This window comes from Exiguobacterium sp. BMC-KP (genome assembly GCF_001275385.1).
Taxonomy (GTDB): domain Bacteria; phylum Bacillota; class Bacilli; order Exiguobacteriales; family Exiguobacteriaceae; genus Exiguobacterium_A.
On the sequence record NZ_LGIW01000015.1, the window covers coordinates 1585622 to 1611157 of the forward strand.

General features: G+C 45.6%; 24 protein-coding genes. 9 read left to right on the forward strand and 15 right to left on the reverse strand.

The window, feature by feature from the left end; genetic code table 11:
• Window positions 1–33 precede the first annotated feature (33 nt).
• From pyk to dnaE, 6 genes are all read right to left on the reverse strand, one after another.
• Entirely contained in the window at window positions 34–1782 is a 1749-nt protein-coding gene (gene pyk, locus ADM98_RS14030) for a pyruvate kinase (RefSeq protein WP_053454035.1), read from the reverse strand.
• A gap of 77 nt (window positions 1783–1859) precedes the next feature.
• Entirely contained in the window at window positions 1860–2828 is a 969-nt protein-coding gene (gene pfkA / locus ADM98_RS14035; protein ID WP_082318568.1) for a 6-phosphofructokinase, read from the reverse strand.
• A 147-nt stretch (window positions 2829–2975) separates the two neighbouring features.
• The gene (accA, locus tag ADM98_RS14040) at window positions 2976–3911 is read right to left on the reverse strand and encodes an acetyl-CoA carboxylase carboxyl transferase subunit alpha (RefSeq protein ID WP_053454036.1); all 936 of its coding nucleotides are present in this window, start codon (window positions 3909–3911) and stop codon (window positions 2976–2978) included.
• Window positions 3898–4758, reverse strand: coding sequence for an acetyl-CoA carboxylase, carboxyltransferase subunit beta (gene accD / locus ADM98_RS14045; protein WP_053454037.1), 861 nt, complete (start codon window positions 4756–4758; stop codon window positions 3898–3900). The genes accA and accD overlap by 14 nt, the downstream gene beginning before the upstream one ends.
• 21 nt (window positions 4759–4779) lie before the next feature.
• Window positions 4780–5298: a FadR/GntR family transcriptional regulator gene (locus ADM98_RS14050; protein ID WP_053454038.1), complete on the reverse strand. Its 519-nt coding sequence runs from the start codon at window positions 5296–5298 to the stop codon at window positions 4780–4782.
• Window positions 5299–5400: 102 nt separating this feature from the next.
• The gene (dnaE, locus tag ADM98_RS14055) at window positions 5401–8562 is read right to left on the reverse strand and encodes a DNA polymerase III subunit alpha (RefSeq protein WP_053454039.1); all 3162 of its coding nucleotides are present in this window, start codon (window positions 8560–8562) and stop codon (window positions 5401–5403) included.
• A 146-nt stretch (window positions 8563–8708) separates the two neighbouring features.
• On the opposite strand from dnaE, the gene ADM98_RS14060 reads away from it, so the two are divergent.
• Entirely contained in the window at window positions 8709–8903 is a 195-nt protein-coding gene (locus ADM98_RS14060) for a hypothetical protein (RefSeq protein ID WP_050677656.1), read from the forward strand.
• Between the two features lie 65 nt (window positions 8904–8968).
• On the opposite strand, the gene ADM98_RS14065 is transcribed toward ADM98_RS14060, so the two are convergent.
• Entirely contained in the window at window positions 8969–9904 is a 936-nt protein-coding gene (locus tag ADM98_RS14065; protein WP_053454040.1) for a DHH family phosphoesterase, read from the reverse strand.
• A gap of 63 nt (window positions 9905–9967) precedes the next feature.
• On the opposite strand from ADM98_RS14065, the gene ADM98_RS14070 reads away from it, so the two are divergent.
• Entirely contained in the window at window positions 9968–10276 is a 309-nt protein-coding gene (locus ADM98_RS14070; protein WP_053454041.1) for a YtpI family protein, read from the forward strand.
• A 52-nt stretch (window positions 10277–10328) separates the two neighbouring features.
• Here ADM98_RS14070 and ADM98_RS14075 read toward each other — a convergent pair whose 3' ends face one another.
• On the reverse strand, window positions 10329–11639 hold the full coding sequence (locus ADM98_RS14075) for a DRTGG domain-containing protein (protein WP_023469046.1): 1311 nt from the start codon (window positions 11637–11639) through the stop codon (window positions 10329–10331).
• 155 nt (window positions 11640–11794) lie between these two features.
• Between ADM98_RS14075 and ADM98_RS14080 the strand changes: the two genes are divergently transcribed.
• Window positions 11795–12898 carry a M24 family metallopeptidase gene (locus tag ADM98_RS14080; protein WP_053454042.1) on the forward strand — a complete coding sequence of 368 codons (1104 nt, stop codon included), beginning with the start codon at window positions 11795–11797 and terminating at the stop codon, window positions 12896–12898.
• 55 nt (window positions 12899–12953) lie between these two features.
• Here ADM98_RS14080 and ADM98_RS14085 read toward each other — a convergent pair whose 3' ends face one another.
• Window positions 12954–13679, reverse strand: coding sequence for an SDR family oxidoreductase (locus ADM98_RS14085; protein WP_053454043.1), 726 nt, complete (start codon window positions 13677–13679; stop codon window positions 12954–12956).
• A 154-nt stretch (window positions 13680–13833) separates the two neighbouring features.
• On the opposite strand from ADM98_RS14085, the gene ADM98_RS14090 reads away from it, so the two are divergent.
• Window positions 13834–14271: a universal stress protein gene (locus ADM98_RS14090; RefSeq protein WP_029342342.1), complete on the forward strand. Its 438-nt coding sequence runs from the start codon at window positions 13834–13836 to the stop codon at window positions 14269–14271.
• A gap of 107 nt (window positions 14272–14378) precedes the next feature.
• On the opposite strand, the gene ADM98_RS14095 is transcribed toward ADM98_RS14090, so the two are convergent.
• The 4 genes from ADM98_RS14095 to tpx all read right to left on the reverse strand — a co-directional run bounded on the left by ADM98_RS14095 (window position 14379) and on the right by tpx (window position 18127).
• The gene (locus tag ADM98_RS14095) at window positions 14379–14984 is read right to left on the reverse strand and encodes a 3D domain-containing protein (RefSeq protein WP_053454044.1); all 606 of its coding nucleotides are present in this window, start codon (window positions 14982–14984) and stop codon (window positions 14379–14381) included.
• 304 nt (window positions 14985–15288) lie between these two features.
• Window positions 15289–16500, reverse strand: coding sequence for an acetate kinase (locus tag ADM98_RS14100; RefSeq protein WP_053454045.1), 1212 nt, complete (start codon window positions 16498–16500; stop codon window positions 15289–15291).
• A gap of 120 nt (window positions 16501–16620) precedes the next feature.
• A complete protein-coding gene (locus ADM98_RS14105) occupies window positions 16621–17529 on the reverse strand; it encodes a class I SAM-dependent methyltransferase (RefSeq protein ID WP_053454046.1) in 909 nt (302 codons plus the stop codon).
• A gap of 100 nt (window positions 17530–17629) precedes the next feature.
• On the reverse strand, window positions 17630–18127 hold the full coding sequence (gene tpx / locus ADM98_RS14110) for a thiol peroxidase (RefSeq protein WP_152910982.1): 498 nt from the start codon (window positions 18125–18127) through the stop codon (window positions 17630–17632).
• 165 nt (window positions 18128–18292) lie between these two features.
• On the opposite strand from tpx, the gene ADM98_RS14115 reads away from it, so the two are divergent.
• Together ADM98_RS14115 and ADM98_RS14120 are read left to right on the forward strand one after the other, a co-directional pair.
• The gene (locus ADM98_RS14115) at window positions 18293–19108 is read left to right on the forward strand and encodes an NAD kinase (protein ID WP_023469054.1); all 816 of its coding nucleotides are present in this window, start codon (window positions 18293–18295) and stop codon (window positions 19106–19108) included.
• Between the two features lie 89 nt (window positions 19109–19197).
• Entirely contained in the window at window positions 19198–19968 is a 771-nt protein-coding gene (locus tag ADM98_RS14120) for a MerR family transcriptional regulator (protein ID WP_053454048.1), read from the forward strand.
• Here ADM98_RS14120 and ADM98_RS14125 read toward each other — a convergent pair.
• On the reverse strand, window positions 19960–21519 hold the full coding sequence (locus tag ADM98_RS14125; RefSeq protein WP_053454049.1) for an amidohydrolase: 1560 nt from the start codon (window positions 21517–21519) through the stop codon (window positions 19960–19962). The two genes, ADM98_RS14120 and ADM98_RS14125, sit on opposite strands and share 9 nt — an antisense overlap.
• Before the next feature lie 67 nt (window positions 21520–21586).
• A complete protein-coding gene (gene ezrA / locus ADM98_RS14130; protein ID WP_053454050.1) occupies window positions 21587–23293 on the reverse strand; it encodes a septation ring formation regulator EzrA in 1707 nt (568 codons plus the stop codon).
• 223 nt (window positions 23294–23516) lie between these two features.
• On the opposite strand from ezrA, the gene ADM98_RS14135 reads away from it, so the two are divergent.
• The 3 genes from ADM98_RS14135 to ADM98_RS14145 all read left to right on the forward strand — a co-directional run bounded on the left by ADM98_RS14135 (window position 23517) and on the right by ADM98_RS14145 (window position 25516).
• Window positions 23517–24002 (forward strand): GAF domain-containing protein, encoded by a 486-nt coding sequence (locus ADM98_RS14135; protein ID WP_053454051.1) that lies wholly within the window; start codon window positions 23517–23519, stop codon window positions 24000–24002.
• A 233-nt stretch (window positions 24003–24235) separates the two neighbouring features.
• Entirely contained in the window at window positions 24236–24835 is a 600-nt protein-coding gene (gene rpsD / locus ADM98_RS14140; RefSeq protein ID WP_023469059.1) for a 30S ribosomal protein S4, read from the forward strand.
• 153 nt (window positions 24836–24988) lie between these two features.
• On the forward strand, window positions 24989–25516 hold the full coding sequence (locus ADM98_RS14145) for a biotin transporter BioY (protein WP_053454052.1): 528 nt from the start codon (window positions 24989–24991) through the stop codon (window positions 25514–25516).
• Window positions 25517–25536 lie beyond the last annotated feature (20 nt).

Genomic DNA, 25536 nt, shown 5'->3' on the forward strand with positions numbered 1-25536 from the left:
GACATGACCTAAGTCACGTCCGTCATGAATGGATTATGCGTTATACAGTTTACCTGTCAATGGATCGATTGAGATCATTTGACCGTCTTTGAAGACTGTCAATGCATCTTCAACACCAACGATGACTGGTTTACCGAGTGATGGTCCAACGATTCCAGCATGGCTTGTTAATCCGCCATCTACTGTAATCATCGCAGCAGCCATCTCGATTGCAGGCATCATGTCACGATCTGTTGAGTTCGTAACGAGGATCATCCCTGGCTTCGCTTTTGCGTTTGCTTCTTCAGCGTTTTTTGCAATGACGACTTCACCAACGACACCACGTTCACCGATTCCACGACCGTTTGCAATTTCTTTACCAACGATGTGGATTTTCAACATGTTCGTTGTACCAGCAGTCAAAGCAGGAATACCTGCTGAGATGACGACGAGATCACCGTCTGTAACGAAACCAGCATCTTTAGCCGTATCTGCAGCAAGTGTCAACATATCATCCGTATTGTCTGAAAGATGATCAACGACGATTGGGTACACGCCCCATACGATGTTCAACTGACGTGCGACACGTGCGCTTGGTGTAACCGCAACGATGTTAGGCTCCGGACGGTATTTCGAGATACGTGCAGCTGTGTAACCCGATTGTGTCGGTGTCAAAATCGCTTTTGCATCCAAGTTGATCGCAGTGTGCGTAACCGCTTGAGCGATTGCATCCGTCACTGTGTGCTCACTACGTGTCTGACGATCTTTCAACAACAGTTTGTAGTCGAGCATTTTTTCTGTACGTTTTGCGATCGAGTGCATCATTTGGACAGATTCGATTGGGTAGTCCCCTGCTGCTGTCTCACCTGAGAGCATGATTGCATCTGTTCCGTCAAGAATCGCGTTTGCGACGTCTGATGCTTCAGCACGTGTCGGACGTGGGAAACGTTGCATCGAGTCAAGCATTTGAGTTGCTGTGATGACTGGCTTACCGAAGTCGTTACAAAGCTTGATCAAGTCTTTTTGAGTTGGTGTGACTTCTTCCGTTGGGATCTCGATACCGAGGTCACCACGCGCTACCATCAAACCATCCGAAATCGCGAGGATTTCTTCGATGTTATCGACACCTTCTTGGTTCTCGATTTTCGGGAAGATTTTGATGTGGCTTGCATTGTTTTTCTCGAGCAATTGGCGGATTGCAACGACGTCAGATGCACGACGTACGAAAGATGCAGCGATCAAATCGATGTCGCTCTTGATACCGAATTCGATATCAGCAATGTCTTTTTCAGTCAAAGCAGGAAGGTTAACCTTCACGTTTGGCAAGTTGACACCTTTTTTCGTTTTGATGACACCTTCGTTTTCGATTGAGCAACGAAGCTCACGGTTTGGAAGTTTTTCAACGACTTTAAGACCGATGAGACCATCATCAAGCATGATCATCGAACCGACTTCGACGTCATCGTAAAGTCCTTCGTATGTGACAGAGAACTTGTCTTTTGTTCCGACGATTTCGTTCGCATCACCACTGACGATGATGACTTCTTGTCCACGTACGAGAAGCGCTTTTCCTTCTTCAAACGAATGTGTACGGATTTCCGGACCTTTCGTATCGAGAAGGATCGTAACGATTTTGTTTGCTTCTTCTGCTGCACGACGGATATCCGTGATGCGTGCACCGTGCTCTTCATAATCGCCGTGTGAGAAATTCAAACGAGCGACGTTCATACCTGCTTCAATCATTTCTGGAAGACGTTTTTCTGACGCCGGTCCAATCGTACATACAATTTTAGTTCTACGCATATTCCATAAACCTCCTACGGTGTTTGGCCAAGTTCTCTTGCCCATTTCAATCCTATCGACGTCTGTTAAGACGTCTGTTAAATCGAAAGCTGTTTTGAAAGCTCAAGGATTTCAAGATCCAGCTCGTGTTTATTTTCATCGAGTGCCTCATCGATATCGAGATCTATCATTTTACCGCCACGTACACCTACGACGCGCCCTTGTTTTCCTTCAAGAAGAATTTCGACAGCATGTGCCCCCATCCGACTTGCGAGTACGCGGTCTGCTGCAGTTGGCGCTCCACCACGTTGAACGTGACCAAGAACCGTGACGCGTGTATCAAGTCCTGTCTCTTTTGCGATTGCGTCACCAACATCTTGTGCGCGACCCGCTCCTTCAGCGACGATGACGATTGAGTGTTTTTTACCTCGGTCAACACCACTTTGAATACGAGAAAGAACTTCTTTTAAATCTTCAGGACGCTCGGGTACGAGAATCGATTCTGCTCCACCAGCAAGTCCTGCGTATAATGCGATATCGCCTGCATCGCGTCCCATGACTTCAATGACATATGTCCGCTCATGTGATGATGCCGTATCACGAATTTTATCAATGGCTTCAAGCGCTGTGTTGAGCGCTGTATCAAACCCAATTGTATAATCCGTTCCTGGGATATCATTATCGATTGTACCTGGAAGTCCGATTGTCGGGAAACCGAGTCCCGTCAATTTTTGGGCACCACGATACGACCCGTCTCCACCTACAACGACGAGTGCATCAATTTCAAATTTCTTAAGATTGACGACTGCTTTCGCACGTCCTTCTTCCGTACGGAACTCTGGACAACGTGCCGAACGTAGGAACGTTCCACCTCGTTGAATGATGTCACCGACTGATCCAAGATTCAACTGGACGAGATCCCCATTAATCAATCCTTGATAACCGTTGTAGACACCAAATACTTCTAAGCCATGAAAAATCGCTTTACGCGTGACAGCACGCACCGCAGCATTCATACCTGGTGCATCACCGCCACTCGTTAAGACAGCAATCCGTTTTAAACTCACGTTAATCACCTCTCCATTAATCTGAATCTAAAATAGCACGTTGTTTTCTTGTTTTACAACAGGGCAGATTGCATAAACTTTCACTTGCTTTTTCATCCCTGATTCCGGAAATGAGCAGTATCAATCATGATAGCGATTACATGGTGCTTATGTGCCAATTTGGTGATATTTTTCAGTCCGTTGATCGATGAGCTCTTCCTTGGTCAGATGAACCAAAGTTTCGAGCTTCTGTACCAATACAGTTTTTAATTTATCTGCCTGTAATGACACATCAAGATGCGCCCCTCCGACGACTTCTGGAATGATCGCATCCGCAATCCCGAGTCGCAATAAATCGGGCGCTGTGATTTTCATCGATTCCGCAGCTTTTTCCGCAAGACTCGCGTCTTTCCAGAGTAATGCCGCAGCACCTTCAGGAGAAATGACGGAATACGTTGAGTTTTCGAGCATCAAGAGTTGATCACACACTCCGATTCCTAGAGCACCACCTGAACCGCCCTCACCGATGACGATTGAGACGATTGGTACCGTCATACCAGCCATCTCAAACAAGTTCTTTGCGATCGCTTCACTTTGACCGCGCTCTTCTGCAGCGCGTCCAGGATATGCTCCCTTCGTGTCGATGAACGTGATAATTGGTCGATTGAATTTTTCTGCTTGTTGCATGAGACGTAATGCTTTTCGGTACCCTTCCGGATGCGGCATCCCGAAATTACGACGAATGTTTTCTTTAGTATCTTTTCCTCGTTGGTGACCGATGATCGTCACCGGACGACCATTCAATGTTCCGATTCCACCGACGATTGCCGCATCATCGTACCCATGACGATCTCCGTGCAATTCGATGAAATCTTCACAGATGGATTCAATGTAATCAAGTGTCGTTGGACGTTCTGGATGACGTGCCAACTGAACACGATTCCACGCTTTCATATTCCCGTAAATATCGAGTTCTAACCGATGAAGACGTTCTTCAAGAAGTTGAAGTTCTTCCTTGAAATCAAGTCCTTGTGTTTCCGCCATATCGTGGAGCTCAAGAATTTTTTCACGTAAAGCGATGACTGGTTGGTCAAATGGTTGCATGGTTCGTTCCCTCCGCATGTAGCTTTAAGATTCGCGTATAGTACGTCTTCAGATCATGTCGTGATACGACATCGTCCAGTTGACCTGCTTGTAATAAGAACTCTGCTGTTTGGAAATCTTCCGGTAGTTTTTCTCGAATCGTTTGTTCAATGATCCGTCGACCTGCGAACCCGATTAATGCACCTGGTTCAGCGATGTTGAAGTCACCGAGCATTGCAAAACTTGCTGATACACCACCGGTTGTCGGATGGGTCATACAAGAAATATAAAGTAATCCAGCATCTGAATGCTGTTTTAAGAAGAGACTCGATTTCGCCATCTGCATGAGACTAACCATCCCCTCTTGCATCCGGGCTCCGCCTGAAGCTGAGAAAATCGTGACAGGTAAACGATGTTTCGTTGCATAACGAACCGCTTCAGAAATTGCAGCACCGACTGCCGCTCCCATTGAACCCATCCGGAATCGTGCATCCATGACACAAGCGACGAGTGGGTGACCATTCACATTCCCGACGCCACAGACGATTGCTTCCTCAAGACCTGTTCTGACTTGGTCGCCTTTTAATTTTTCCGGATAGTCCTGGAAACCGAGTGGATCCGCTTGAACTACCGGCAGATCGAAATACGTTACTGAGTCTTCATCGAATAACTGTGTAAAACGTTCTTGAGCGGTCAATGGATGATGATACCCACATGAACAGACACGTAAGTTCGCCTCCAGTTGTTTCGTATATTGGATCAATTTACATTTCGGACATTTTGTCATTAGGCCAACCGGCACATCGACACGCTGTTCCTTTGAAGTCAGCGTGACGAATTTTTTAGGTTTTCGAAAAAATGCTTGCACGTTCAGTTCCCCCTTGTCATCCTATGGGCGGTTCAAGAGTTGTTCCCGTTCCGCCTGCGTATAGAGTTCCCCTTGACCGAAGCTTTTATGGAAGGCATTGACTTGTCGCCAGATTCGTTCAAACAAATCGTTATCGACCGTCTGAATCAACGTCTCACGAAACGCAGCATCGGATGCAACGACTGGTGTAAGCACCGAAATGTCATCCAGTTGCGTGAGCGCTGCTTGCTCAAGCAAGCGAAGCGTTCCTGCCAAGTCTTCGAACTTCGAATCGCCAGTCACTAAGAATTGAGCAATGATTTGAATATAGGTATGATCGTCACGGTTCAATAGAAAGCTTCCGCCCCCATGCCGCGTCTCGACGATCCCTAAATATGCGAGTGTCCGCAATGCTTCTCGTACGGACGGTCGGCTGATGGATAAACGTTCTGCCAGTTCCCGCTCTGATGGAATCCGGTCTCCTGGAACTAATCCATCTTGTTCGATCATCAATTTAATCGCCGCGATATTGGCTTCAAACGCATTTCGTTTCTTCTCCATATCGATACGGCACCACCTTTCTGACCCTTCAGTCGGTTGCTTCAATCGGTGGCATTGGTCAGACCAATTACCCCTTATTATAACAAATCTTATTACCTAGTACTAGTTTGAGCGAGGGACATTTTTTAAGACGACATGGTCTTCACCAAACTGCATACGTAGACGAGCCATTAATTCCTCGTCATGGCGAACCGCGTAAAGAGATGGTAACGATTTCGTCTCACGTGAATCGGCGTAGCGAACGACGACCGGAATATCACCTGGTACCGTTTCAAGCAACTGCTCGAGAGCGGCAAGCTCATTTTTCGACGTTAATTTGATGAACAAAACATCTTGTCCAAGCGGTCGAAGGCGTTCCAATATGAATTGACGCTCCCCTTCGCGATCTTGAACCTTTAATTCAATTAACAAGACATTCCCCAAATAAAGCGACCGACGAAATCGTTCATATTGACTCGGGAAGATGACAACCTCTTCATTCGAATAACCGTCGACTGCTTGAATGACCGCCATCGTTTGACCACGTTTCGTCTTAAATTCTCGAAGTTGATCAATATAGCAGACTAAATAATGCGTATCTGCTCCTACTCCAAGGTCATGGAAATAAGCAGATTCAACTGGAGCTTTCATCGCTGTCGTTAATGGCGAATACGTTAACCAGAACCCTAATGATTCTCGTTCTAGACGTGCCCAGTCAGAATCGCTACGGTTCGATGATTTTTGCGTCCGACGTTTCCCAAGGATGGCTAATTCATCCGGCAATAAAGTATTCGATGACTCTGTAAAATATTCAAGGACCTCTTGTTCAGCAAGCCCGCGATCTCCATGCGTCGCGCGATCGAACGCGCCACTGTAGAGTAACAATTCAATTTTCGCACGTTCTTTTTTGCCCCAACCGACTTGAGTCAATAGATCAGCAATCGTCGCCGCATGCTTCGATGCCTCTTTCAACCGCTCGAATTCTCGTTCAGAAATACCTTTGATGACATGGATTCCGAGTCGAATCCCTTTACCTTCTAGCGAAGAACGGTAATCTGAAATCCAGATATCGGGTGGCAAGATTGGAAGACGTCGTTCGCGCATCAATCGGACAAGACGTTCCGGTTGTTCCACTGAAACGAGTAAGAAAATATGAGGGAAATGGGCTTTGATGTACCCGAGTGCATAACTGATTTTTGAATAGGCGACCGCATGGCTTCGGTTGAATCCATATCCAGCAAATCGTTCGATTTGCTCATATAAGGAACTTGCTATCGTATCATCGAATCCGTTCGATTTTGCTCCTTCAAGGAACCGAACTCGCTCCTGTTCAAGGGAATCCGTACTTTTCTTCGAAATCGCACGACGTAGTATATCAGCTTGCGCCAGCGTAAAACCGGCTACTCGGCGCGTGATCTCCATGACTTGCTCCTGATAGACGATGATGCCATACGTTGGTGCAAGCACTTCTTCTAACACCGGATGCAACATCTGATAAGGTTGACCGGCTTTTCGCTTCGCGTATAAATCAATGAATTTCATCGGTCCCGGACGATAGAGTGACATCGTTGCTACCAAATCCTCGAATCGATTTGGTTTTACGTCGCGGAGTGTCTGCTTCATTCCTGACGATTCGAATTGGAAGATGTCATCTGTTTCGGCACGGGAAAAGACTTGAAATGTCGCGCGGTCTTCCTCTGGAATTTGCGTGAGTGTAAAGGATGGATGTTCTCGTCGAATCAATTCTTCCATCCGGCGCAAACGACTTAAATTCCGTAATCCTAACAAGTCAATCTTCAACAATCCTTGACGTTCTAATGCCTGCATCAGAAACTGTGTCACGTACCGTTCGTTTGGACCCGCTTCAATTGGCGTCGTCTCGACGAGGTTTTCTGAACCGATGACGACGCCGGCTGCGTGAACCGACCGTTGTCGCGGGAGACCTTCGACTGCTTGCGCAAGTTGCAAGAGTTGTCGACGCTTTTCACTTCCAGAAAACCAACGATACATCTGTTTATTTTGTTCGATCCCTTGTAACGTCGTTGATTTCCCGAGCTGTTTAACGGCCGCATCTAATTCATCCTTCGAAAACTCTAGCGTTCGTCCGACGTCTCGCAGAGCAGCTTTCGCACCAAGCGTCGATAATGTACCAATCTGCGCAACATGATCTTGCCCATAACGCATCACAAGATCTTCTAATACTTCTTCTCGCCGTTCATCTTCGATATCGATATCGATATCCGGCATCGAAATCCGCTCCGGGTTCAAGAATCGTTCGAATAGTAGTCCATATTTCAATGGATCAACCGTCGTAATACCAAGTGCGTAGCTGACGAGCGAACCAGCTGCTGAACCACGACCTGGTCCAACAAAGATGCCTTTCGCTTTCGCGCGTCGGACAAGTTCTTCAACGATCAAGAAATAGTCGGCAAATCCTGTCCTATCAATGACAGACAACTCATAGGCGAGCCTTTCCCGTGCCTCTTTACTTTCATGACCATGCGCTAGTAATCCTTCTTCGGCATGCATCCGTAACAACGCATTCGAATCTTCTGCGACGCGTGGTAATGGACGTTGTTGAAACGGTAGTTCTAAGCGTTCAGATGTCGCAGCAAACTGCTCTGCCATCGTAATTTCTCGCTCGGTAAAATCTTCCAGTAATTCTTCACGCGTCTTCAAATGCATTAGACGATCTGTTTTTTGATCTTGGAACGTCGTCGCTTCACGAATGGCACGAATCGCTTGATAAGCTGCTGCTTCATCTCGACGGAGGTAACGCACAGGGTCAACCGGAATCGTCTCAATACCAAGCGCTGCTGCTACTTCCCGGTAACGCGTGCGACTCTCTCGTTCGACGGTCGAACGACTAGAGACTACTCCCATGTATGTATGCGCCCCCTGAACGTGCCCCATCCATTGAACGAAAGAACGGCGTAGACGTGTCACATCTTCAGATGCCTGACGCAGCGGAACGAGTACTGCAATGAGCGCTGAGACATCTGTATCCTTCTGCCTGCTTGCTAGTCGATACAATTGGCGAAGCCCATCAGAAGAAAAAGCAAACCATAAGATACAAAACTCTTCTTCTTCAATTCGTTGCTCCCAGCCGACGACCGGGTGCATATTCCGACGCTGACACACATCGATGAATGCAGGAACTCCTGTCAATGTCGTCTCACAGATGACCGCTCGCCCAATTTGACGACGGACAAGCTCGTCTAAATATGTCTCGATTCGAACTAAACTTTGTAATGGACTAAATTGCGTCCGAACATTTATATGCATCTTTCATTCTCCTTTCTCTTCTGATGGAGGTTTCTAAAAGTTTTCAGAACATTCATATCTAACTGACTCAAGTACTCGCCATCTGATTTATTATTCGCTACAATAAGTATAGAAATATCATGACAGGTACGGAAGGAGCGTTTCTCATGATTTTAAATCGTAGTCAAATCGCACGTGAAAAAGTCGAACAATTAAAGCTCGGTGTTACCGCTTTTACTGAAACGGAAGAAATCGCTGAGAAAATTCGCAAGTCTGTCGCTGAACTTCAACTGAATGTCATTGAAGATCACACAGATCGTGGCGTTTGGTTCATTCCGCAAGACAAGACAAAAACGCAATAAGCGTAAAAAGGCTGTTCGTTTCGCTTCCTCAATGAGAGGAGTGAGACCGAGCAGCCTTTTTCCATTTAAAACTGGAAGTTAGCAGCGACCTCATCCAGACGATGGACGACACGTTCGACTTCACTCAACTGTTCAATCGTTGCCCCTGAAGCCATCGGATGTCCACCACCATTGAATTCTTTTGCTACTTCATTAATGACGGGACCTTTCGAACGAATCCGAACGCGAACTTCCTGATCCGTTTCGAGGAATAGCGCCCAACATTTCATCCCTTTTAAACCAGCGAAGCTATTGACGAGCAAAGATGCTTGTTCAACCGTCGCCCCGAATTGTTTCAATGTATCCTGTGTCAAAATGACATATCCGACACCTTGGTCCGTCAATTGAATATGTTGGAGAACATATCCTTGTAGATGAAGAGCCGAAAGTTCCGTTTCGTACATATTACGGTACAACCAATCCGTATCGATTCCCGCGTCAATCAGTTGTGCTGCGACTTCAAACGTTCGTTTCGTCGTGCCACGGAATTGGAAACGTCCTGTATCACCGACAATTCCAGCGTAGAATTGAATGGCAGCAGCTGTTGGAATGTCATATTCCCACTCATTCAATACATGAACGAGTAATTCAGACGTCGAGCTCATCGTCGTATCGACGAGTTGCACGGGCGCGTACGGATCTTCATCCGGGTGATGATCGATTTTAATGATGTTTTTCCCTGTCATCGCGAGTTTCCCATCAATCCGAGCTTGGTTCGCTGTATCCAGGATTACGACTAACGCTTCTTTGTATAATACCTCGTCTACTTGGTCGAGTTCACCCATGAACGACAGTGATGTTGCCATCTCACCTACCGATAAAATCGTTTTACTCGGGAATTGGTGTTGCAACGTCAATTGTAAGCCGAACTGACTACCGAGTGCATCGGGATCCGGACGTTCATGACGGTGAATGATAATCGTATCTGCCGCTTCAATTAGTTGTTTGATTTGCTCTTTCACTGTGCACAGCTCCTCTAATCTTGATATGATACTAGATGAAGACAAAAAGGAGGTCCTTTTAACATGCAATTCATCCTAATCGCCCTGATCGTTTTCTCGCTTGGTGGGTATTTGTTAGCAAAACGCCGCGCGTTCCATACGAAAAGCACGAATCGAAAGTACTTGTTCAATACGCAAGCAAGCATTTGGTTGAGTCTGTTCGTCATTCTGTTCGCCGTCAATCAGTTCGTTTCTGGGAACGGGTTAACGACGCTCGTCGGAAAAATCGTTTGTTCTGTTTTAATCATCGTTGGTGTAGCTTCGTTCATCGCTGGATTCGTACGATATAAAAAGATTTATCCGTATGTTGTCCGCGAGATGGAGCAATCATAAGCAAAATTCAGAGGAACCGAAGTCAATTGACTTCGGTTCTTTTTATATGCTGTTAACGATCAATGAGTTGGGACGTCACGAGCGCCTTCGCTACAATTTGTGTCCCTTGGTACATTTCGACATCGACCTTCCCAAATTTCCGACCGACGTCAAAGACATTGGCTCGAATCGTTACCGTACTTTCAATTTGAACGGGTTTAATGAAATAGATGCTGACATTCTCGATGACAAGATCACCTTTTTTCATATGGCGTAACATCCGTGTCGCTCCTTCGACTAAAAGTGTCGTTAACACACCACTCGAAGCAGTGCCCATGAAGTTCGTCATTTGCGGTGAGACTTCAAGCGATAAGTACGGTCCCCGTTCGTCCTCCGCTGCTTTGATTTGTCCTGTAATCAAATCGTCGAACGTCTCCCCAACCTGCGGCTGACGATTCGCGAGTTGTAATGCTTTTAAGACATCTTGACGACTAATGATCCCGAGCAATCGACCATACTGATCGATGACAGGCAACATCTCGATTCCTTCCCAGACCATCTGATGCGCGGAGTTCGTGACGCTCGTTCGAATACCGACTGTGATCGGATGCCGTGTCATGACTTTTTCAACAGCCCAGTCATGTGGACGGTCAATGATGTCCTTCGCTGTCACGACACCAACGACCTTCATTTGTTCGTCGATGACCGGGTAACGATTGTGTTTCGTCTGTTCGTTTAGCTCATGCCAGCGTGAAATCGGATCCGTCGTCTGTAAATAGAACGTGTCATGTAATGGGATTAAGATGTCCGAGACGAGTAAGATTTCCTTTTTGATCAATCGATCATAGATTGCTCGGTTAATCATCGTTGCGACCGTGAAGGTATCATATGACGTCGAAATGATTGGCAACTCCATCTCATCTGCTAATCGTTTCGCATCCTCTGTCGTATCGAATCCACCGGTGATTAACACGGCAGCCCCTGCTTCAAGCACGAGTTCATGCGCTTTTTCGCGATTTCCAATGATGACGAGACTATCGACATCGATATAACGCATCATCGCTTCGAGTTTCATTGCGCCAATGACGAATTTCGTCAGTGTCTTGTGTAATCCATTTCGTCCACCGAGGACCTGACCATCAACGATGTTCACGACTTCCGCAAACGTCAGCTTCTCGATATTTTCTTTTTGTTTCTTTTTAATCCGAATCGTTCCGACTCGCTCAATTGTCGAAACGAAACCAAGATTCTCCGCTTCTTTGATCGCGCGATAGGCCGTTCCTTCGGATACGGTCAAGTCCTTCGCGATTTGTCGGACCGAAATCTTCGTCCCGACATCAAGATCTTCGATATGTCGAATGATCTGTTCGTGTTTCGTAGGCATACTGTATCCCTTCTTTTCCTTTTTTCTACTCTCCTGTCATTATACTGTACTACTCCAAAGATGAAAACGTGTACTAGTCTGATTTACGATAAATGTTTTTCGAATCGGACGATGGTATACTTATGTAGAAAATGAGTAGAGAGGTGGAGTCATATATGAGCGAACGTACGAATCAAATTAGTGATTTCTTGAAAGAACAAGGAATTGATTTAGCTGTCATTACTTCGAAGGCGAACGTCTTTTATTTCTCAGGAGTCTACGCTGAACCCCACGAACGTGTCATGGCGGTCCTCGTCGATGTAACTGGCAAGCATGTATTATTCTGCCCAGCGCTCGAAGCAAGTATCGTTGCAGCGAGTCCTTGGGAAGGAGACGTCGTGACGTATGAGGATCACGAAAATCCATTCGATCGTCTAGCCGAATTATTCAAGACATTCGAACACTCCAATAACCGGATTGGTATCGAAGGTGAACATATGACATTCAGCCGCTATCAGGAGTTGAGTTCACGTCTCGAGAACGCAGCGATTCTCGATATCGGTGAGTCGTTACAGAGACTGCGCTTGAAAAAAACAACAGAAGAGATTGCGATTCTCCAAGAAGCAGCACAACTTGCAGACGAAGCAATTGAGATCGGGAAACAAGCGATTCGTCCTGGTATCACAGAAATCGAAGTCATTGCAGAAATCGAATATGAAATGAAGAAAAAAGGTGTCCGCGAGATGTCGTTCGATACGCTCGTCCTCTTCGGTGCAAACAGTGCTGATCCGCACGGTGTACCAGGCGATCGTGTCATCCAAGATGGCGACTTCGTTCTATTCGATCTAGGCGTCGTTTGGAAAGGCTACTGCTCGGATATTACTCGGACCTTCATTTATGGTGAAGCAAACGAGGAACAGAAAAAAATCTACGAAACGGTTCGTCGAGCACTCGAAGCTGCGACAAAAGCGAGTCAGATCGGTACGACACTCGGTTCATTAGATAAGGCAGCACGTGATGTGATCACTGAAGCTGGATACGGTCAGTACTTCACGCACCGCGTTGGTCATGGACTCGGCATCGAGGTTCACGAATTCCCATCTCTTGCGTCAAACAACTTACTGACGGCTGAAGCTGGTATCGTCTATACACTCGAACCAGGCATCTACGTCCCAGGAGTCGGCGGTGTCCGCATCGAAGATGATATTCATCTCACTGCTGAAGGTCCAGTTGCGTTGACTCGCACACCAAAACACCTTCAATCGATTCCGTCTTCTTAAATCTAAAACGATATGAAAACACCTAAGCTAATCGATAGCTTAGGTGTTTTCATATTCACTTACGCGATTGATGGACGACGTTGACGCCACCTGTCACATCAAGAATTGCTCCCGTGATCATACTCGATTCTTCTGCAAGTAAGAAGGAGATCGCCCGAGCGATGTCTTCTCCGACACCCGTTCTTCCGACTGGTGTCGCTTCATCTTGCTCTGCTTCAGAAATTCGCTTTGTTTTATTGTCACCGACGATATTTCCGGGATTGACCATATTGACTGTAATGCCATGCTCTGCTTCTTCAAGCGCCACACTCTTCGTCAAACTCACCATACCGCTTTTAGCAGCTGCGAATGCTGCCCGGCACACCCACCCTGGAGCCGTTGCGCTTTCCGGAAAACCATATGTGATGATCCGACCATATGTCTGCTCGCGCATGACAGGCAACACTTGACGCAACAACCAAAAACTCGCGGTCAGGTTTCCAGTAATGACTTCATTCCATTCTTGATCGGTATAATCGACTAATGCTTTCCGTTCAAAAATATAGGGTCCTGCATTAAGTATCAACGCATCAATTCGACCTTGTTCGTCAATCGCTTGTTGAGTGGCGCGCTTCAACTCTTCTTGATTCGTTACATCTGCTTGAATCGTCACTAGATTTGGATGTTCGAACTCGGGTTCAGATCGATGAAACGCTGTTACTTTCCATCCTTCTTCCAGTAACTGGCGTGTCACTCGCTCTCCCAGTCCTTTTGTACCTGCCGTAATTAATGCGTGCCTCATCTTGGCATCGCCCCCTTTCACTGACTCCATCTTACGACGTAATCGAAAGGAAGGACAATTTTTAGAACTCGTTGAATGTTTCGTCCGCTCCCAATGAGAGAATGGTATAATTAGGGTGTACTCATCATATCGATTACGAAGGGATGGATTCATCATGGCAATCGTCTATCATAATGTACTTGTAGCAGTAGATGGCTCAAAAGAGGCAGAACGTGCCTTCGAGACGGCAATCGATGTTTCATTGCGAAATGATGCAAAACTAATCATCGCACATGTCATTGATACACGGACATTCGCAACAGTAGAAGCATATGACCGTACTATCACGGAACGTGCTGAATCTTACGCGAAGGAATTGCTAGACGAATATGTCAAGACCGCTCAAGATCGCGGTGTACAGGAAGTCGAAGTAGCGATTGAATACGGCTCACCAAAAGTGACGATCGCAAAAAAACTTGCTCCTAATCACGATGCTGACTTGATTATCTGTGGCGCAACTGGTTTAAACGCTGTTGAGCGTTTCTTCATCGGTAGCGTCTCTGAAAGTATTACGCGTTATGCAAAATGCGATGTCTTGATCGTCCGTTTATGAATCACTCTTCTACAAAAAGCGGATCTTCCTTTATTTTTTAGGAAGATCCGCTTTTTGATGTTCTACTCAAACAAAAAACCATCGAACCGATGTCCGATGGTTTGAAATCATTTGTATTTTACTGTGACCGTACGGCGACCCCAGTTAAATGCTTCTGAACGAGAGTAATAAAGAATGTCCATCTTCTTACCTTTGATGGCACCACCAGTATCGGCAGCTGTGTACGTTCCTTTTAATTTCCCTTTGTAATACACTTTTACTGTTGAACGAAGTGGAATCACACGTGGATCAACGGCTACGACTTTCTTTTTTGAGCTTTTGATGTTCCAACCGATTGCTGTTAGATTACCACTGCCTGGATCATATGGCGTGTAAGCTGTTGCACTCACGTTCGTGACTGTCTTCCAACCGCCTGTCGATTGTTTTTTCGATCCACTCGACTTTACAACTTTTGAGTATTTCGCACTAAGATAGGCTGTTTTTCCTTTATAGCTTACTTTATACCAGCTACCTGTTTTTGCTTTATAAGATAATGTTTGATTCTTATATAGAAGACCGAGTTTTTTCGACGAAGTAGTAGCTTTTTGACGAATGACTAGGCTATCGACTGTTGACTTGACGCTTTTCTTAGTGGCAGCTTCCGCTTGAAGACCTGCGAACGAACTGAGTGCTAACACGACCGTTAAAACACTTGCGAGCATTCGTTTCATCATGTATTTTCTCCTCCATCATTGTTTCGTGTTTGTTAACTGAGATTAATATACATGACAAAACGAGACAGTGCCGTTACATATAGACCACAAAAATATGTCTGTACTATTACTTTTGTGTTACAAAAGACTCATTTTTTTAAGAAATCATCCTTTTTTAAGTTTATTTTTACGATAGTAATGATTCTTTTTTTATTATATGACAAACTCCGTAATAATAGATCGTGTGTTCGCATTTCAGTATTTATAGATTTCATCAAAAAAAGGATCGAATCGTCATAATAACGATTCGATCCTTACGAGATGATTATGCGTTTTGAGCAACCAATCCACCAACACGAACTGTATCGCGAGCAATCATCAATTCTTCATTCGTCGGAATGATGATGACTTTAACCGGTGAGTGTGGATAGTTAATGAAGAGTTCTTCTCCACGAGCTCCGTTGTTGAGTGATGGATCCCAGTAAACGCCCATGAATTCAAGACCACGTAAAACACGCTCGCGGATTGAATCTGAATTCTCTCCGACGCCAGCTGTGAAGATGATTGCATCGACACCGTTCATCTCAGCAGCATATTGTCCGATGTAACCGTGAATACGGTTCGCGAAGATACGCAGCGCCATCTCTGAACGGTGGTTCCCTTCTTTAGCAGCCGTTTGGACATCACGCAAGTCACTTGAGAGACCTGATAAACCGTAGATTCCAGATTCTTTGTTCATGACATTCAAGACGTCTTCTGCTGTTTTCCCTGTTTTTTCCATCAAGAATGGAATCAAGGCTGGGTCAAGCGAACCAGAACGTGTTCCCATCGTGATTCCTTCAAGCGGTGTGAAGCCCATCGTCGTATCGATCGATTCGCCACCAGAAACTGCTGCGATCGATGCTCCGCTACCTAAGTGACACGAGATTAAACGGAGATCTTTTAGTGGACGACCGAGCAATTCAGATGCACGTTCCGTAACGTATTTGTGGCTCGTACCGTGGAAACCATATTTACGAATACCGTATTCTGTGTAGTAATCATACGGCAAGCTGTAAAGGAAGTTTTCTTCCGGCATTGTTTGGTGGAACGCTGTATCGAAGACCGCTACTTGTGGTACTTCTGGGAGCAATGCTTGGAATGCTCGAATTCCGATCAAGTTTGGTGGAATGTGAAGTGGTCCGAGTTCTGTATACGATTCGATATCTTGCATGACTTCGTCTGTGATCAATACAGAGTCAGCATATTTTTCTTTACCGTGAAGAACACGATGTCCGACACCTTTAATCTCATCGTAAGAAGAAATGATTCCGAACTCCATCAATTTTTCGAGTGACAACTCGACTGCTTCTTTATGTGTAGCAAGTGGGAGAACATCTGTATACTTTTGTCCTTCACCATATTTAATCGTAAAGATTGCATCGTCTTTACCGACACGTTCAACGAGTCCGATTGCGATCATCGTTTCGTTCGGCATTTCGAGCAATTGGAACTTCAAAGACGAACTACCTGCGTTTACCGCCATAATTTTTGCCATGATTTTTCCCCTTTTCCATTTGAATCCAATGAACATTCACATCTGTTTAGGTTTTCTTCTATTTCTGTTCTACAACTAGAATAGTCAAATTAACGACAGATTTCAATCACTTTGCGTAATTCATTTTAATTCTGTGTTAATCCATTCATCAATCTGTTTCACCATTCCACCAAACGAGCGGACATCCGTGAAGGATGGTAACTCTGCAAGTAATGCTTGTTTAGGCATCTTCATACCAGCTAAATGATTGCGAACGATCAAGTAGCTTTTTGCTGCCTGTTCTTGTTTGAACATCGTGAGTGGTAGCTGCAAAATACCGATGACATGCGCTTTTGATTCGAAGTACTGTTTCAATTTTCCTTCGGTATCATGTTGAAACAGTCCGTTTGGAATGACGAAGACACCAAATCCACCTGGTTTGACGTATTGCATCGCCTGTTCGATCAATAAGAAATGACTATAGCTCATACCTTCGTCCCGTTTCAAGATGTAAGACGCAGATGCCTCCTCGTCCGGATAATAGCCGACGGGAAGATCAGCCATCGCAAGATCAACTGGATCAAGTAACAACGGTCGTAATGCATCTTGATGGGTATACGTGACTGGATAATCAAGCAGTTCCGTTACCGCTGCCGATAAACGGATCAACGTCTCATCTACCTCAACTGCTTCAGCAGATGTACCAGTCGAAAGCTGACTTAAGACAGCATGTAACATACCACCTGTTCCACTTCCTAATTCAAGTAGACGGATGTCCTCCTTACCTACCAATTTCCCGATTAGATAACCAGCAAACAAAGCGACACTGTCTGGTGTTGGTAAATGATTCGGTTGTGCTTGTTTCATCCCTTCAAGAATAGCAAGCGATACTGCTTTACGAATGACCTCTTTGTCTACATTTTCAGTATGGCGGTCGTTCAACCGATCAATCACTGTCGTCAACGCTTCTAAATAGGGCATATCGAGATCACGTTCGATTTGTTTTGTTTGACGTGTTAATTCCTTATATAACTTTTCTAACGGCTCCATGTACGTCATCCTCTCCAAAACGAAACGGCCCCCCGTATAGCGGGAGCCGTTTCTATCATTAGTTCCATTGTAACGCTTCAGCGGCGTTTGTAAACCATTCTTACTTCGCTTCGCGCGCTGCAGCAAGTGCCGCTTCGAAATTGACTTCGTCTGTCGATTCTTCGAGGTATTCGACATACGTGATTTCGTTGTTCGAATTAAGGACGAAGACAGAGCGAGCAAGTAAACGTAATTCTTCGATTGCTACACCATACTGTGTTCCGAATGAAAGGTCACGGTGATCAGACAACGTCACGACTTGATCGAGACCGCTTGAAGCACACCAACGACGTTGAGCGAATGGGAGATCGTTTGAGATCGTCATGACCGTCACACCCTCGATTGTTGCCGCTTCTTCGTTGAACTTACGCGTCTGTGCATCGCATACACCTGTATCGATCGATGGAACGACACTGATGATTCGAACACCTTGATATGTATCGCGTGTTACAGGTGATAAGTCGTTAGCAAGTACTTGAAAATCAGGTGCTGTTTGTCCGACTTGAACAGACGTACCTTGAAGTGTGATTGGATTTCCTTTAAATGTTGCCATGTGAATTCCCCTTTTCCCCTGATCGGATATACTTTATTTTCTATTTAACTATAGGAATGATCAGAGGAGATGGCAAGCATTCTGCTACAATTCATGGTCTTCAGTATCCGTCTTTCCAAAAAACAGGTATAATGAAAGAGTTCATGAAACGCTTTCAAGGGGGAATTAACCATGGCTCGAAATAATGTCTACCTGTACTACCGAAATACACAAAGACACGAAACGCAGGTACGAAAGTTGATCGATGTCGGAACACGATACGGGTTGAATGTCGTCCAAGATCATCGACAAGCAAACATCATCGTTTCGATTGGTGGAGATGGAGCGTTTCTGCAAGCCGCACGTTTCACCGGTTTCCGTGATGACGCGATCTATGTTGGATTCGCCGAGGGACCAAACTCGTTCTATTGTGATTTCGATATCAATGACCTTTCTGCTGTTGAAGCCATCTTTAAAGAGACAGGTAATCGTGTCTCAGATGGTGAAATCGAAGTGCGTCGTTACCCATTGCTCGAGGCATCCATCAACGGTGGACCACCGATGCTTTGTCTAAACGAATGTTCTGTTAAGTCAAGCATCATCAAATCACTTGCAATCGAAGTTTATATCGATGATTTCCTATTCGAGACATTCCGTGGGGATGGAATGGTCATCTCAACACCAACTGGCTCAACGGCTTATAACAAGTCACTCTCAGGTGCAATCGTCGACCCGTTGATTCATTGTCTTCAAGTCAGCGAAATTGCTTCCGTCAACAACAACCGGTATCGGACGCTTGGCTCTGCTTTCCTATTGAACCGCGGACGTAAACTCTCGTTACGCATCATTGAAGACGGAAACGATTATCCGATCATCGGGATGGATAACGAAGCACTCAGCCTGACACGTACGGATTCCGTCGATATCCAACTCTCTGAAAAAGAACTTAAAACCGTCAAATTGACGAATAATACATTTTGGCATAAGATTCAACGCTCATTCTTATGACAACAAAAAAATCTGCCTCCTCAGGCAGATTTTTTTGTTGCGTCTTCCGTTACGTCACCCCTTATACTCCAATCAAAGGAGGTACACAGATGACTTATTCTACTCAGGAAATCGCTAACCTTGCCGGTGTCACGAAGCGAACGTTGTATCATTACGAAACAGTCGGACTCTTAGTACCCCGGCGCACTGATACCGATCACCGGTGTTACAGCAGGGAAGATCTATTACGCTTGCAACAGATATTATTTTATCGCTCTCTCGATTTTCCACTGTCAGAAATCCAAGGGTTACTCAAACAATCGGATTCCAATCATCATACGATACTGAAAAAACAAATTGCACTACTTCAAGAAAAAGCTTCGTATTATCAGGCACTCGCTGAACTCGCTGAACAGACATTACTCACTTTAAAAGGAGGAATCCCAATGAAAGACGAACAATTATTCCGTGGTTTACGTCACGAAGAGATCGTCATGCACGAAAAACAACATGCAGATGAAGTCGAGGAACACTACGGCGACACTGACTTATATCGGATTAGTGCAAAAAGACAAAAACAACGTACTCCGAATGAGAAAGAACGACTGAGCACCATGCACAAACAACTCGATCAACGCTTGACGATCCTTTACCGCGACGGACACAAGGTGACGGGTGCAGACGTTCAACAAGTCGTCAAAGAACAACATGACTTCATCGATACGTACTATTATCCATGTGAGTTATCTATTTTCGAGTCACTCGGTCAGATGTATGTGTCCGACGAACGGTTTCGTGCCTATTACGATACGTATGCACCTGGACTATCTTCTTTCTATTCGAAGGCTATTTCGCACTATGCACAAGCAACATCAAACTAAGGCTGTTTCTGCTTGATAGACGATTTTTCCAGCTTGAACAGTCTCCACTAAACGGTTATTCAAGATGGCTTCACCACGCAAGCGATAGAAGTCTTGTTCAAAGATGACGAAGTCGGCATCGTAGCCTGGTAGGAGTAACCCTTTGCGTCCATGTGTCTCGGTCGCGAGATGTGGATTTTTCGTAAAGAGTAATAAGGCTTCGTACATCGATAACGTCTCATTCGTCTTATTGACACGTCCTGCTGTTCCTTCCGTCGCCGCATAAAGGGAACGTCGGACATCAGGGTCAGAGATCGGCGCATCTGCCCCACCACATAATAACGCACCCGTCTCTGCTAACGAACGTAAACGATAACTCCAGTCTAAGCGGTTCAACCCAAGTCGATCGACGATGAAGTCTGCATCGTCTAGTAAAAAGACCGGTTGGACGTCAATTAGGACAGGAAGCTTTCGAATCCGAGCAAGCGTTTCCGGACGAACAACCGTCGCATGGATGATTCGGTCCCGCTTGCCTTTTGGTGCCGGATATTTCTCAAGTACTTGCACGAATCGTTCGATTGCCAAATCACCAATGACGTGCGCCGCAACTGTGAATCCGTAACTACGTGCTCGTTTGACAAGTTGCTCAAGCTGTTCTGGTGTATGCACTTCGATGCCACGTGTCGTCGGATCATCAGAATAGCCACGACCAAGTAGAGCGGTCCGTCCTCCGAGTGCGCCGTCGACGAATAGCTTCATCGCACCAATTGACATCGTTGATGGCAGAGTTGGCTGCTGTTGTACGAACTCATCGATGACAAGATGATGAACGAGCAGGTGTGTATGGAACCCTGTCTCTTCTGTCACTTCCTTATAGGCTTGGAGGATTTCCGCGACATCGCCGTGATACGATAAATCTTCTGTATGGGCAGCAATGATGCCGTATTGATACAAACTCTTGATTGCTGACCGGAGTGACGATTTGTTTCGCTCTAAGTTTCCAGCTTGTAACGCATATAAAGGTTCAAGCGCCGTATCGTATAGAAATCCGTCAGCTTCTCCGTTATCCGCTAGACCGACCTTTCCACCATCGATGACAGTCGATGCTTTATAGCCGAGCTGTTGGAATAAGACATCGTTGACAAGTGCAGTATGTCGATCTGTTCGTTTTAATAAGGCAGGCGCGTCCGGGAATAGCTGGTTCAACCATGCTTTTGTTGGCGCGCGATCAAGTTTCGTTTCGTCATATCCTTCCGCCACGTGGATTCCGTTGATTGGTTCTGCCTTGAGGAATGCTTGTCCTAACTCTCCAAGCGTCGTATAACGCGAGGCATCGACACGGTTGATCGCTTCCCCGTAACCAATCAGATGAATATGCGCGTCTGTGAAGGCTGGATAAACAGCTTTTCCGTTCAAGTCTTGAATCTGATGAATGCGTCTACCGAAACGTCGGCGTAGTTTTCCTTCTTCACCCATCGCGATGATTCTTGTCTCCTCGACAAACATCGCTGAATGGACATCCTCTTCATGTGCCATTGTCCGAATCAACCCATTTACGTATAGTGTTCCCATTCTGCTCACTCCTCTTTTTACAAAAATAGGGTGACCATGACGGTCACCCTGAATTGTCGATCCTGATTTAAACGTGCAGTGTTTCCTCTGGTGCACACGACCGTTTAATGCGCTCGATCGCGTCCGGATCGTATTCATTTAGGACACGTTCCGCTAAGACAATCGTTCGTTCATAGTCTCCCGCTAAGAACTTCGTTTCCGCGATCGTCAGCGACATATGTATCTCGTTGTCGTGGCGACGGTATCGGTTCGCATACTGGACGAGTCGTTCTGCATACGTGACTTCGAACACTAATGTATCTAACCGTTCTTGCACATGTTTAAACGTTTCTTGGACGTCCTGGCTTTGTGCAACGATCGATCGGACATTAAACGGCAACTCTTCGAGCCGCGTCTCAAGCGTCTGTAGCGAACGGTTCGCATTCCGTAGTGCTTCTTCGACTTCCGTTGGTAAGTTCGGTAATCCAAGTCGTTTCAGACGAAGACGTGTTTGTGAGAGCTGATGGCGCCACGCGACGATTCGTTCGCGAACTTCTGTCTCTTCTTTTCGAAGCGCTTGAAGCTCGACCGTAAAGCGTTCGTATTGAATCATCAACTGTTCTTCGAGTCGAATCGCATCGCGCATTTGATCTTCGAGCATACTGAACGGAATGATTTTTCCAGCAATCGACTCATCGAGATCTTTTGCTGCTTCGAATAACAGCTCTTCGTCACGCTGAATTGTTTCATAATGAATTCCAAGATCTGCTGAGATTTCATACTTTTCACGTAAAATACTGAACTCTTGTGCTAACTGACGAATCCGTTCACGCATCCGTAATGCTTTTTGTTTCAAGGATTGGTTTTCTTTTTTCACTTGGTGGCGCGCATCAACTTCACGACGGAACGTATCGTACATTTGATCAACGTCGGCTGACAACTGTTGAATCGCCTCTTCTAAACCGTCGACTTCAAGTCTCTCGATTTTTTCAGAAAGACTCAAGCGCTGTTCCTCGAACCGTTTGATCTCAGATTGTAGACCGAGTGGTTCAAGTGGATACCCATCTAACGACATTTCCTTATAACCCGCTCCAAGCTGATCAATCCGTTGACGCAATTCATGAGCGAGAATCTTCCATTGTTTCGGTACGAGTTCGACAAGTTGACGTGTCGTTGCTACTTCTTGTTCAAGCAACAAGCTTGTTTCATACGCCTTCGTCACTTCGCCTGAGGCTTCGTACTGGCACATCTCATTCCAATGCGCATCGATTTGTTCACTTCGTTCTTCTAGACGCGCGAGCGCCGGTCCGAACGAATTCGCTTGAATCAGTAATGATTTCCGAACTTGTCCTGAATCAGCCTCACCTTGCGCTTTCAGTTCTGCTAGAACCGATTGATTCGTTTTGAACGTCGACATCTCGACGAGCATCTCATCAATCAATCCTTCAAGTTCCGCAATTAATTGTTCCGTTACTTCGAGGTCATTCTTGACGGCGATGAACCGATATTTATCGAGCGCTTCTTCCGCACGGTAAAGTGTCTCATCGATTTGGGCGACGTGGACTGTTAGTAACTCTTCCCACGCTTGATGCCAGGAGCTGAACTTCGTCTCCGTCTCACCCGCCATCGGAAGTTGCTTTAAGTCCTGCAACTCCTTTGGAATCGATGCACTGACGATGCCTTGTTTTCGCATATCAAGTTCATCGATTTTCGTGTAGTATTTTTTTCGACTGATCATGCTAAATAGCATGACGAGTAATACGATGACGATGACTCCGATCACCCATGCCCACATTTGTCACGACCTCCACTCTGTCGTACGACTTTAGATTTTCTCTAAATCGCAATAATCTTATCCTTATAATAGTATAGCGCAACCGTTTTGCATAGATTTACAAGGGCTTTTCCTGATTTCTTCCGCTCTTTTGAATCCTTTTCCCAAAAATCAATTGTTTGTCAGCCGCACGAAAACTCGTTAAACTAAAAAAAATACGCTTTTCACGGGAGGAATTTTTATTATGTTCGAAACAAAGACATATGAAGGTGACCGGACGAAACAATATGACATGCTTTCAAAACAACTTGATGCGTTATTAATGGGAGAAGAGAATCAAGTCGCAAACTTGTCGAATGCGAGTGCGTTACTGAATCAGTTCCTCGACCGCATCAACTGGGTCGGCTTCTATTTGACAGATACAGAACAAAACCAACTCGTCCTCGGACCGTTCCAAGGACTTCCAGCATGTGTTCGTATTCCATTCGGTCGTGGTGTCTGTGGAACGTCAGCAGCCGAACAAACGACACAACGCATTGAAGACGTCCATCAGTTCCCAGGTCATATCGCGTGTGACGCGGCTTCGAATTCAGAAATCGTCATTCCACTCGTCAAAGACGGTCAAACGATCGGCGTACTTGATATCGACAGCCCAGAATTCAACCGTTTCGATGAAGTCGATCAAGCTGGTTTAGAAGCTTTCTGTACGACACTGCTTCGTCATCTGTAATTCTGATTGACAGTCGATTGTCCACACCGTATACTTGTAAAAGTGCAGAAATGATAACGATAGCGGTCAAATCGCTTACGTATCACATTTCATGACTCGGTGAATAACCGGAGGGGCATCGTGTAACTTTGCTATCAAGCGAGGGTGCCACATCATGAAATGGGCGTAATGTGGGTTTGATGGCGTTATTATTTTTATGCAAATAATAACGAACAATAAGGAGGAGTCTTATTATGGCTCGCTATACAGGTCCAGCTTGGAAACTCTCACGTCGTCTCGGTATCTCACTTACTGAAACAGGAAAAGAAATCGCAAAACGCCCTTACGCACCAGGTCAACACGGTAACAGCCGTCGTAAAGTATCTGAGTACGGTCTTCAACTTCAAGCGAAGCAAACACTTCGTCACATGTATGGAGTAAACGAACGCCAATTCAACCGTATCTTCAACGATGCTGGCAAAATGCCTGGTATCCACGGTGAGAACTTCATGTTCTTACTCGAAGCACGTCTTGATAACGTCGTTTACCGTATGGGTATGGCTCGTACACGTCGTGCTGCTCGTCAGCTCGTCAACCACGGTCACATCCAAGTTGATGGACAACGCGTTGATATCCCATCATTCCGCGTGAAACCAGGTCAAACGATCTCAGTTCGCGAAAAATCGAAGAACTTTGTCGTTATCAAAGAAGCACTCGAAGTTGCTCCAGCAACTAAAGACTTCGTTACTTTCGATGCTGAGAAGCTCGAAGGAACATTCGTCCGTCTTCCTGAGCGTTCTGAATTGAACGATCAAATCCAAGAACAACTCGTCGTCGAGTACTACTCACGTTAATCGATTGTTCCAGCACTCACTTCGGTGGGTGCTTTTTTTGTGCTTATCATAAAAATGTATACCTGGTCTTAAAAAAAGAGTGACGTCATTTATTCATTTGTGTTAACCTTTAATTATACATAGTTAACACAAATAGAAAAGAGGACTTCATTCATGAAAACAAGAGATTTAACGTTCATCGCCTTAGGCGCTGCCATCATTGCAGCCGTCAGTTCTATGCCACAAATCCAACTCGTCGGTGCTGTTCCGATCACACTCCAGATGCTCGCCATCATGACGGTCAGTGCGATCCTCGGTGGAAAACGTGGCGGACTCGCTGTCTTGATCTTCCTATTGCTTGCAGCAGCTGGTCTACCCGTTCTTGGAGGAAAAGGTGGACTTGCTCCGTTCGTCGGACCAACTGCCGGTTATTTGATTGCCTTTCCGATTGCCGGATTCTTCATCGGATTCGTCGCTGAAAAAACGCGTCGCTTCGTCCCCTTATTCATCGGGATGATCGTCTTTGGACTCGGTTTAGTTTATCTACTTGGAACATTTGGTCTGATGGCTGTTCTCGATTTGTCGTTTAAAGACGCTTTTGCGATCAACTACCCCTTCGTCCTATGGGATACGATCAAAGCAGTCGTCGCTACGACAATCGCCGTTCGTTTATTGCCACTCCGCTTATTCCGGACAGCTTAAAAAAACGCTCCCTGTACATA

Bases quoted from the DNA above. Each gene is read 5' to 3' on its own strand.
- ADM98_RS14050 (WP_053454038.1), bottom strand. From the start codon at position 5,298: ATGGAGAAGAAACGAAATGCGTTTGAAGCCAATATCGCGGCGATTAAA.
- ADM98_RS14135 (WP_053454051.1), top strand. From the start codon at position 23,517: ATGTTCGAAACAAAGACATATGAAGGTGACCGGACGAAACAATATGAC.
- ADM98_RS14125 (WP_053454049.1), bottom strand. From the start codon at position 21,519: ATGGGAACACTATACGTAAATGGGTTGATTCGGACAATGGCACATGAA.
- ADM98_RS14075 (WP_023469046.1), bottom strand. From the start codon at position 11,639: ATGCCTACGAAACACGAACAGATCATTCGACATATCGAAGATCTTGAT.
- ADM98_RS14085 (WP_053454043.1), bottom strand. From the start codon at position 13,679: ATGAGGCACGCATTAATTACGGCAGGTACAAAAGGACTGGGAGAGCGA.
- ADM98_RS14060 (WP_050677656.1), top strand. From the start codon at position 8,709: ATGATTTTAAATCGTAGTCAAATCGCACGTGAAAAAGTCGAACAATTA.
- ADM98_RS14115 (WP_023469054.1), top strand. From the start codon at position 18,293: ATGGCTCGAAATAATGTCTACCTGTACTACCGAAATACACAAAGACAC.
- ezrA (WP_053454050.1), bottom strand. From the start codon at position 23,293: ATGTGGGCATGGGTGATCGGAGTCATCGTCATCGTATTACTCGTCATG.
- ADM98_RS14090 (WP_029342342.1), top strand. From the start codon at position 13,834: ATGGCAATCGTCTATCATAATGTACTTGTAGCAGTAGATGGCTCAAAA.
- pyk (WP_053454035.1), bottom strand. From the start codon at position 1,782: ATGCGTAGAACTAAAATTGTATGTACGATTGGACCGGCGTCAGAAAAA.
- ADM98_RS14120 (WP_053454048.1), top strand. From the start codon at position 19,198: ATGACTTATTCTACTCAGGAAATCGCTAACCTTGCCGGTGTCACGAAG.
- ADM98_RS14105 (WP_053454046.1), bottom strand. From the start codon at position 17,529: ATGGAGCCGTTAGAAAAGTTATATAAGGAATTAACACGTCAAACAAAA.
- ADM98_RS14080 (WP_053454042.1), top strand. From the start codon at position 11,795: ATGAGCGAACGTACGAATCAAATTAGTGATTTCTTGAAAGAACAAGGA.
- accA (WP_053454036.1), bottom strand. From the start codon at position 3,911: ATGCAACCATTTGACCAACCAGTCATCGCTTTACGTGAAAAAATTCTT.
- ADM98_RS14145 (WP_053454052.1), top strand. From the start codon at position 24,989: ATGAAAACAAGAGATTTAACGTTCATCGCCTTAGGCGCTGCCATCATT.
- rpsD (WP_023469059.1), top strand. From the start codon at position 24,236: ATGGCTCGCTATACAGGTCCAGCTTGGAAACTCTCACGTCGTCTCGGT.
- ADM98_RS14070 (WP_053454041.1), top strand. From the start codon at position 9,968: ATGCAATTCATCCTAATCGCCCTGATCGTTTTCTCGCTTGGTGGGTAT.
- ADM98_RS14100 (WP_053454045.1), bottom strand. From the start codon at position 16,500: ATGGCAAAAATTATGGCGGTAAACGCAGGTAGTTCGTCTTTGAAGTTC.
- ADM98_RS14095 (WP_053454044.1), bottom strand. From the start codon at position 14,984: ATGATGAAACGAATGCTCGCAAGTGTTTTAACGGTCGTGTTAGCACTC.
- dnaE (WP_053454039.1), bottom strand. From the start codon at position 8,562: ATGCATATAAATGTTCGGACGCAATTTAGTCCATTACAAAGTTTAGTT.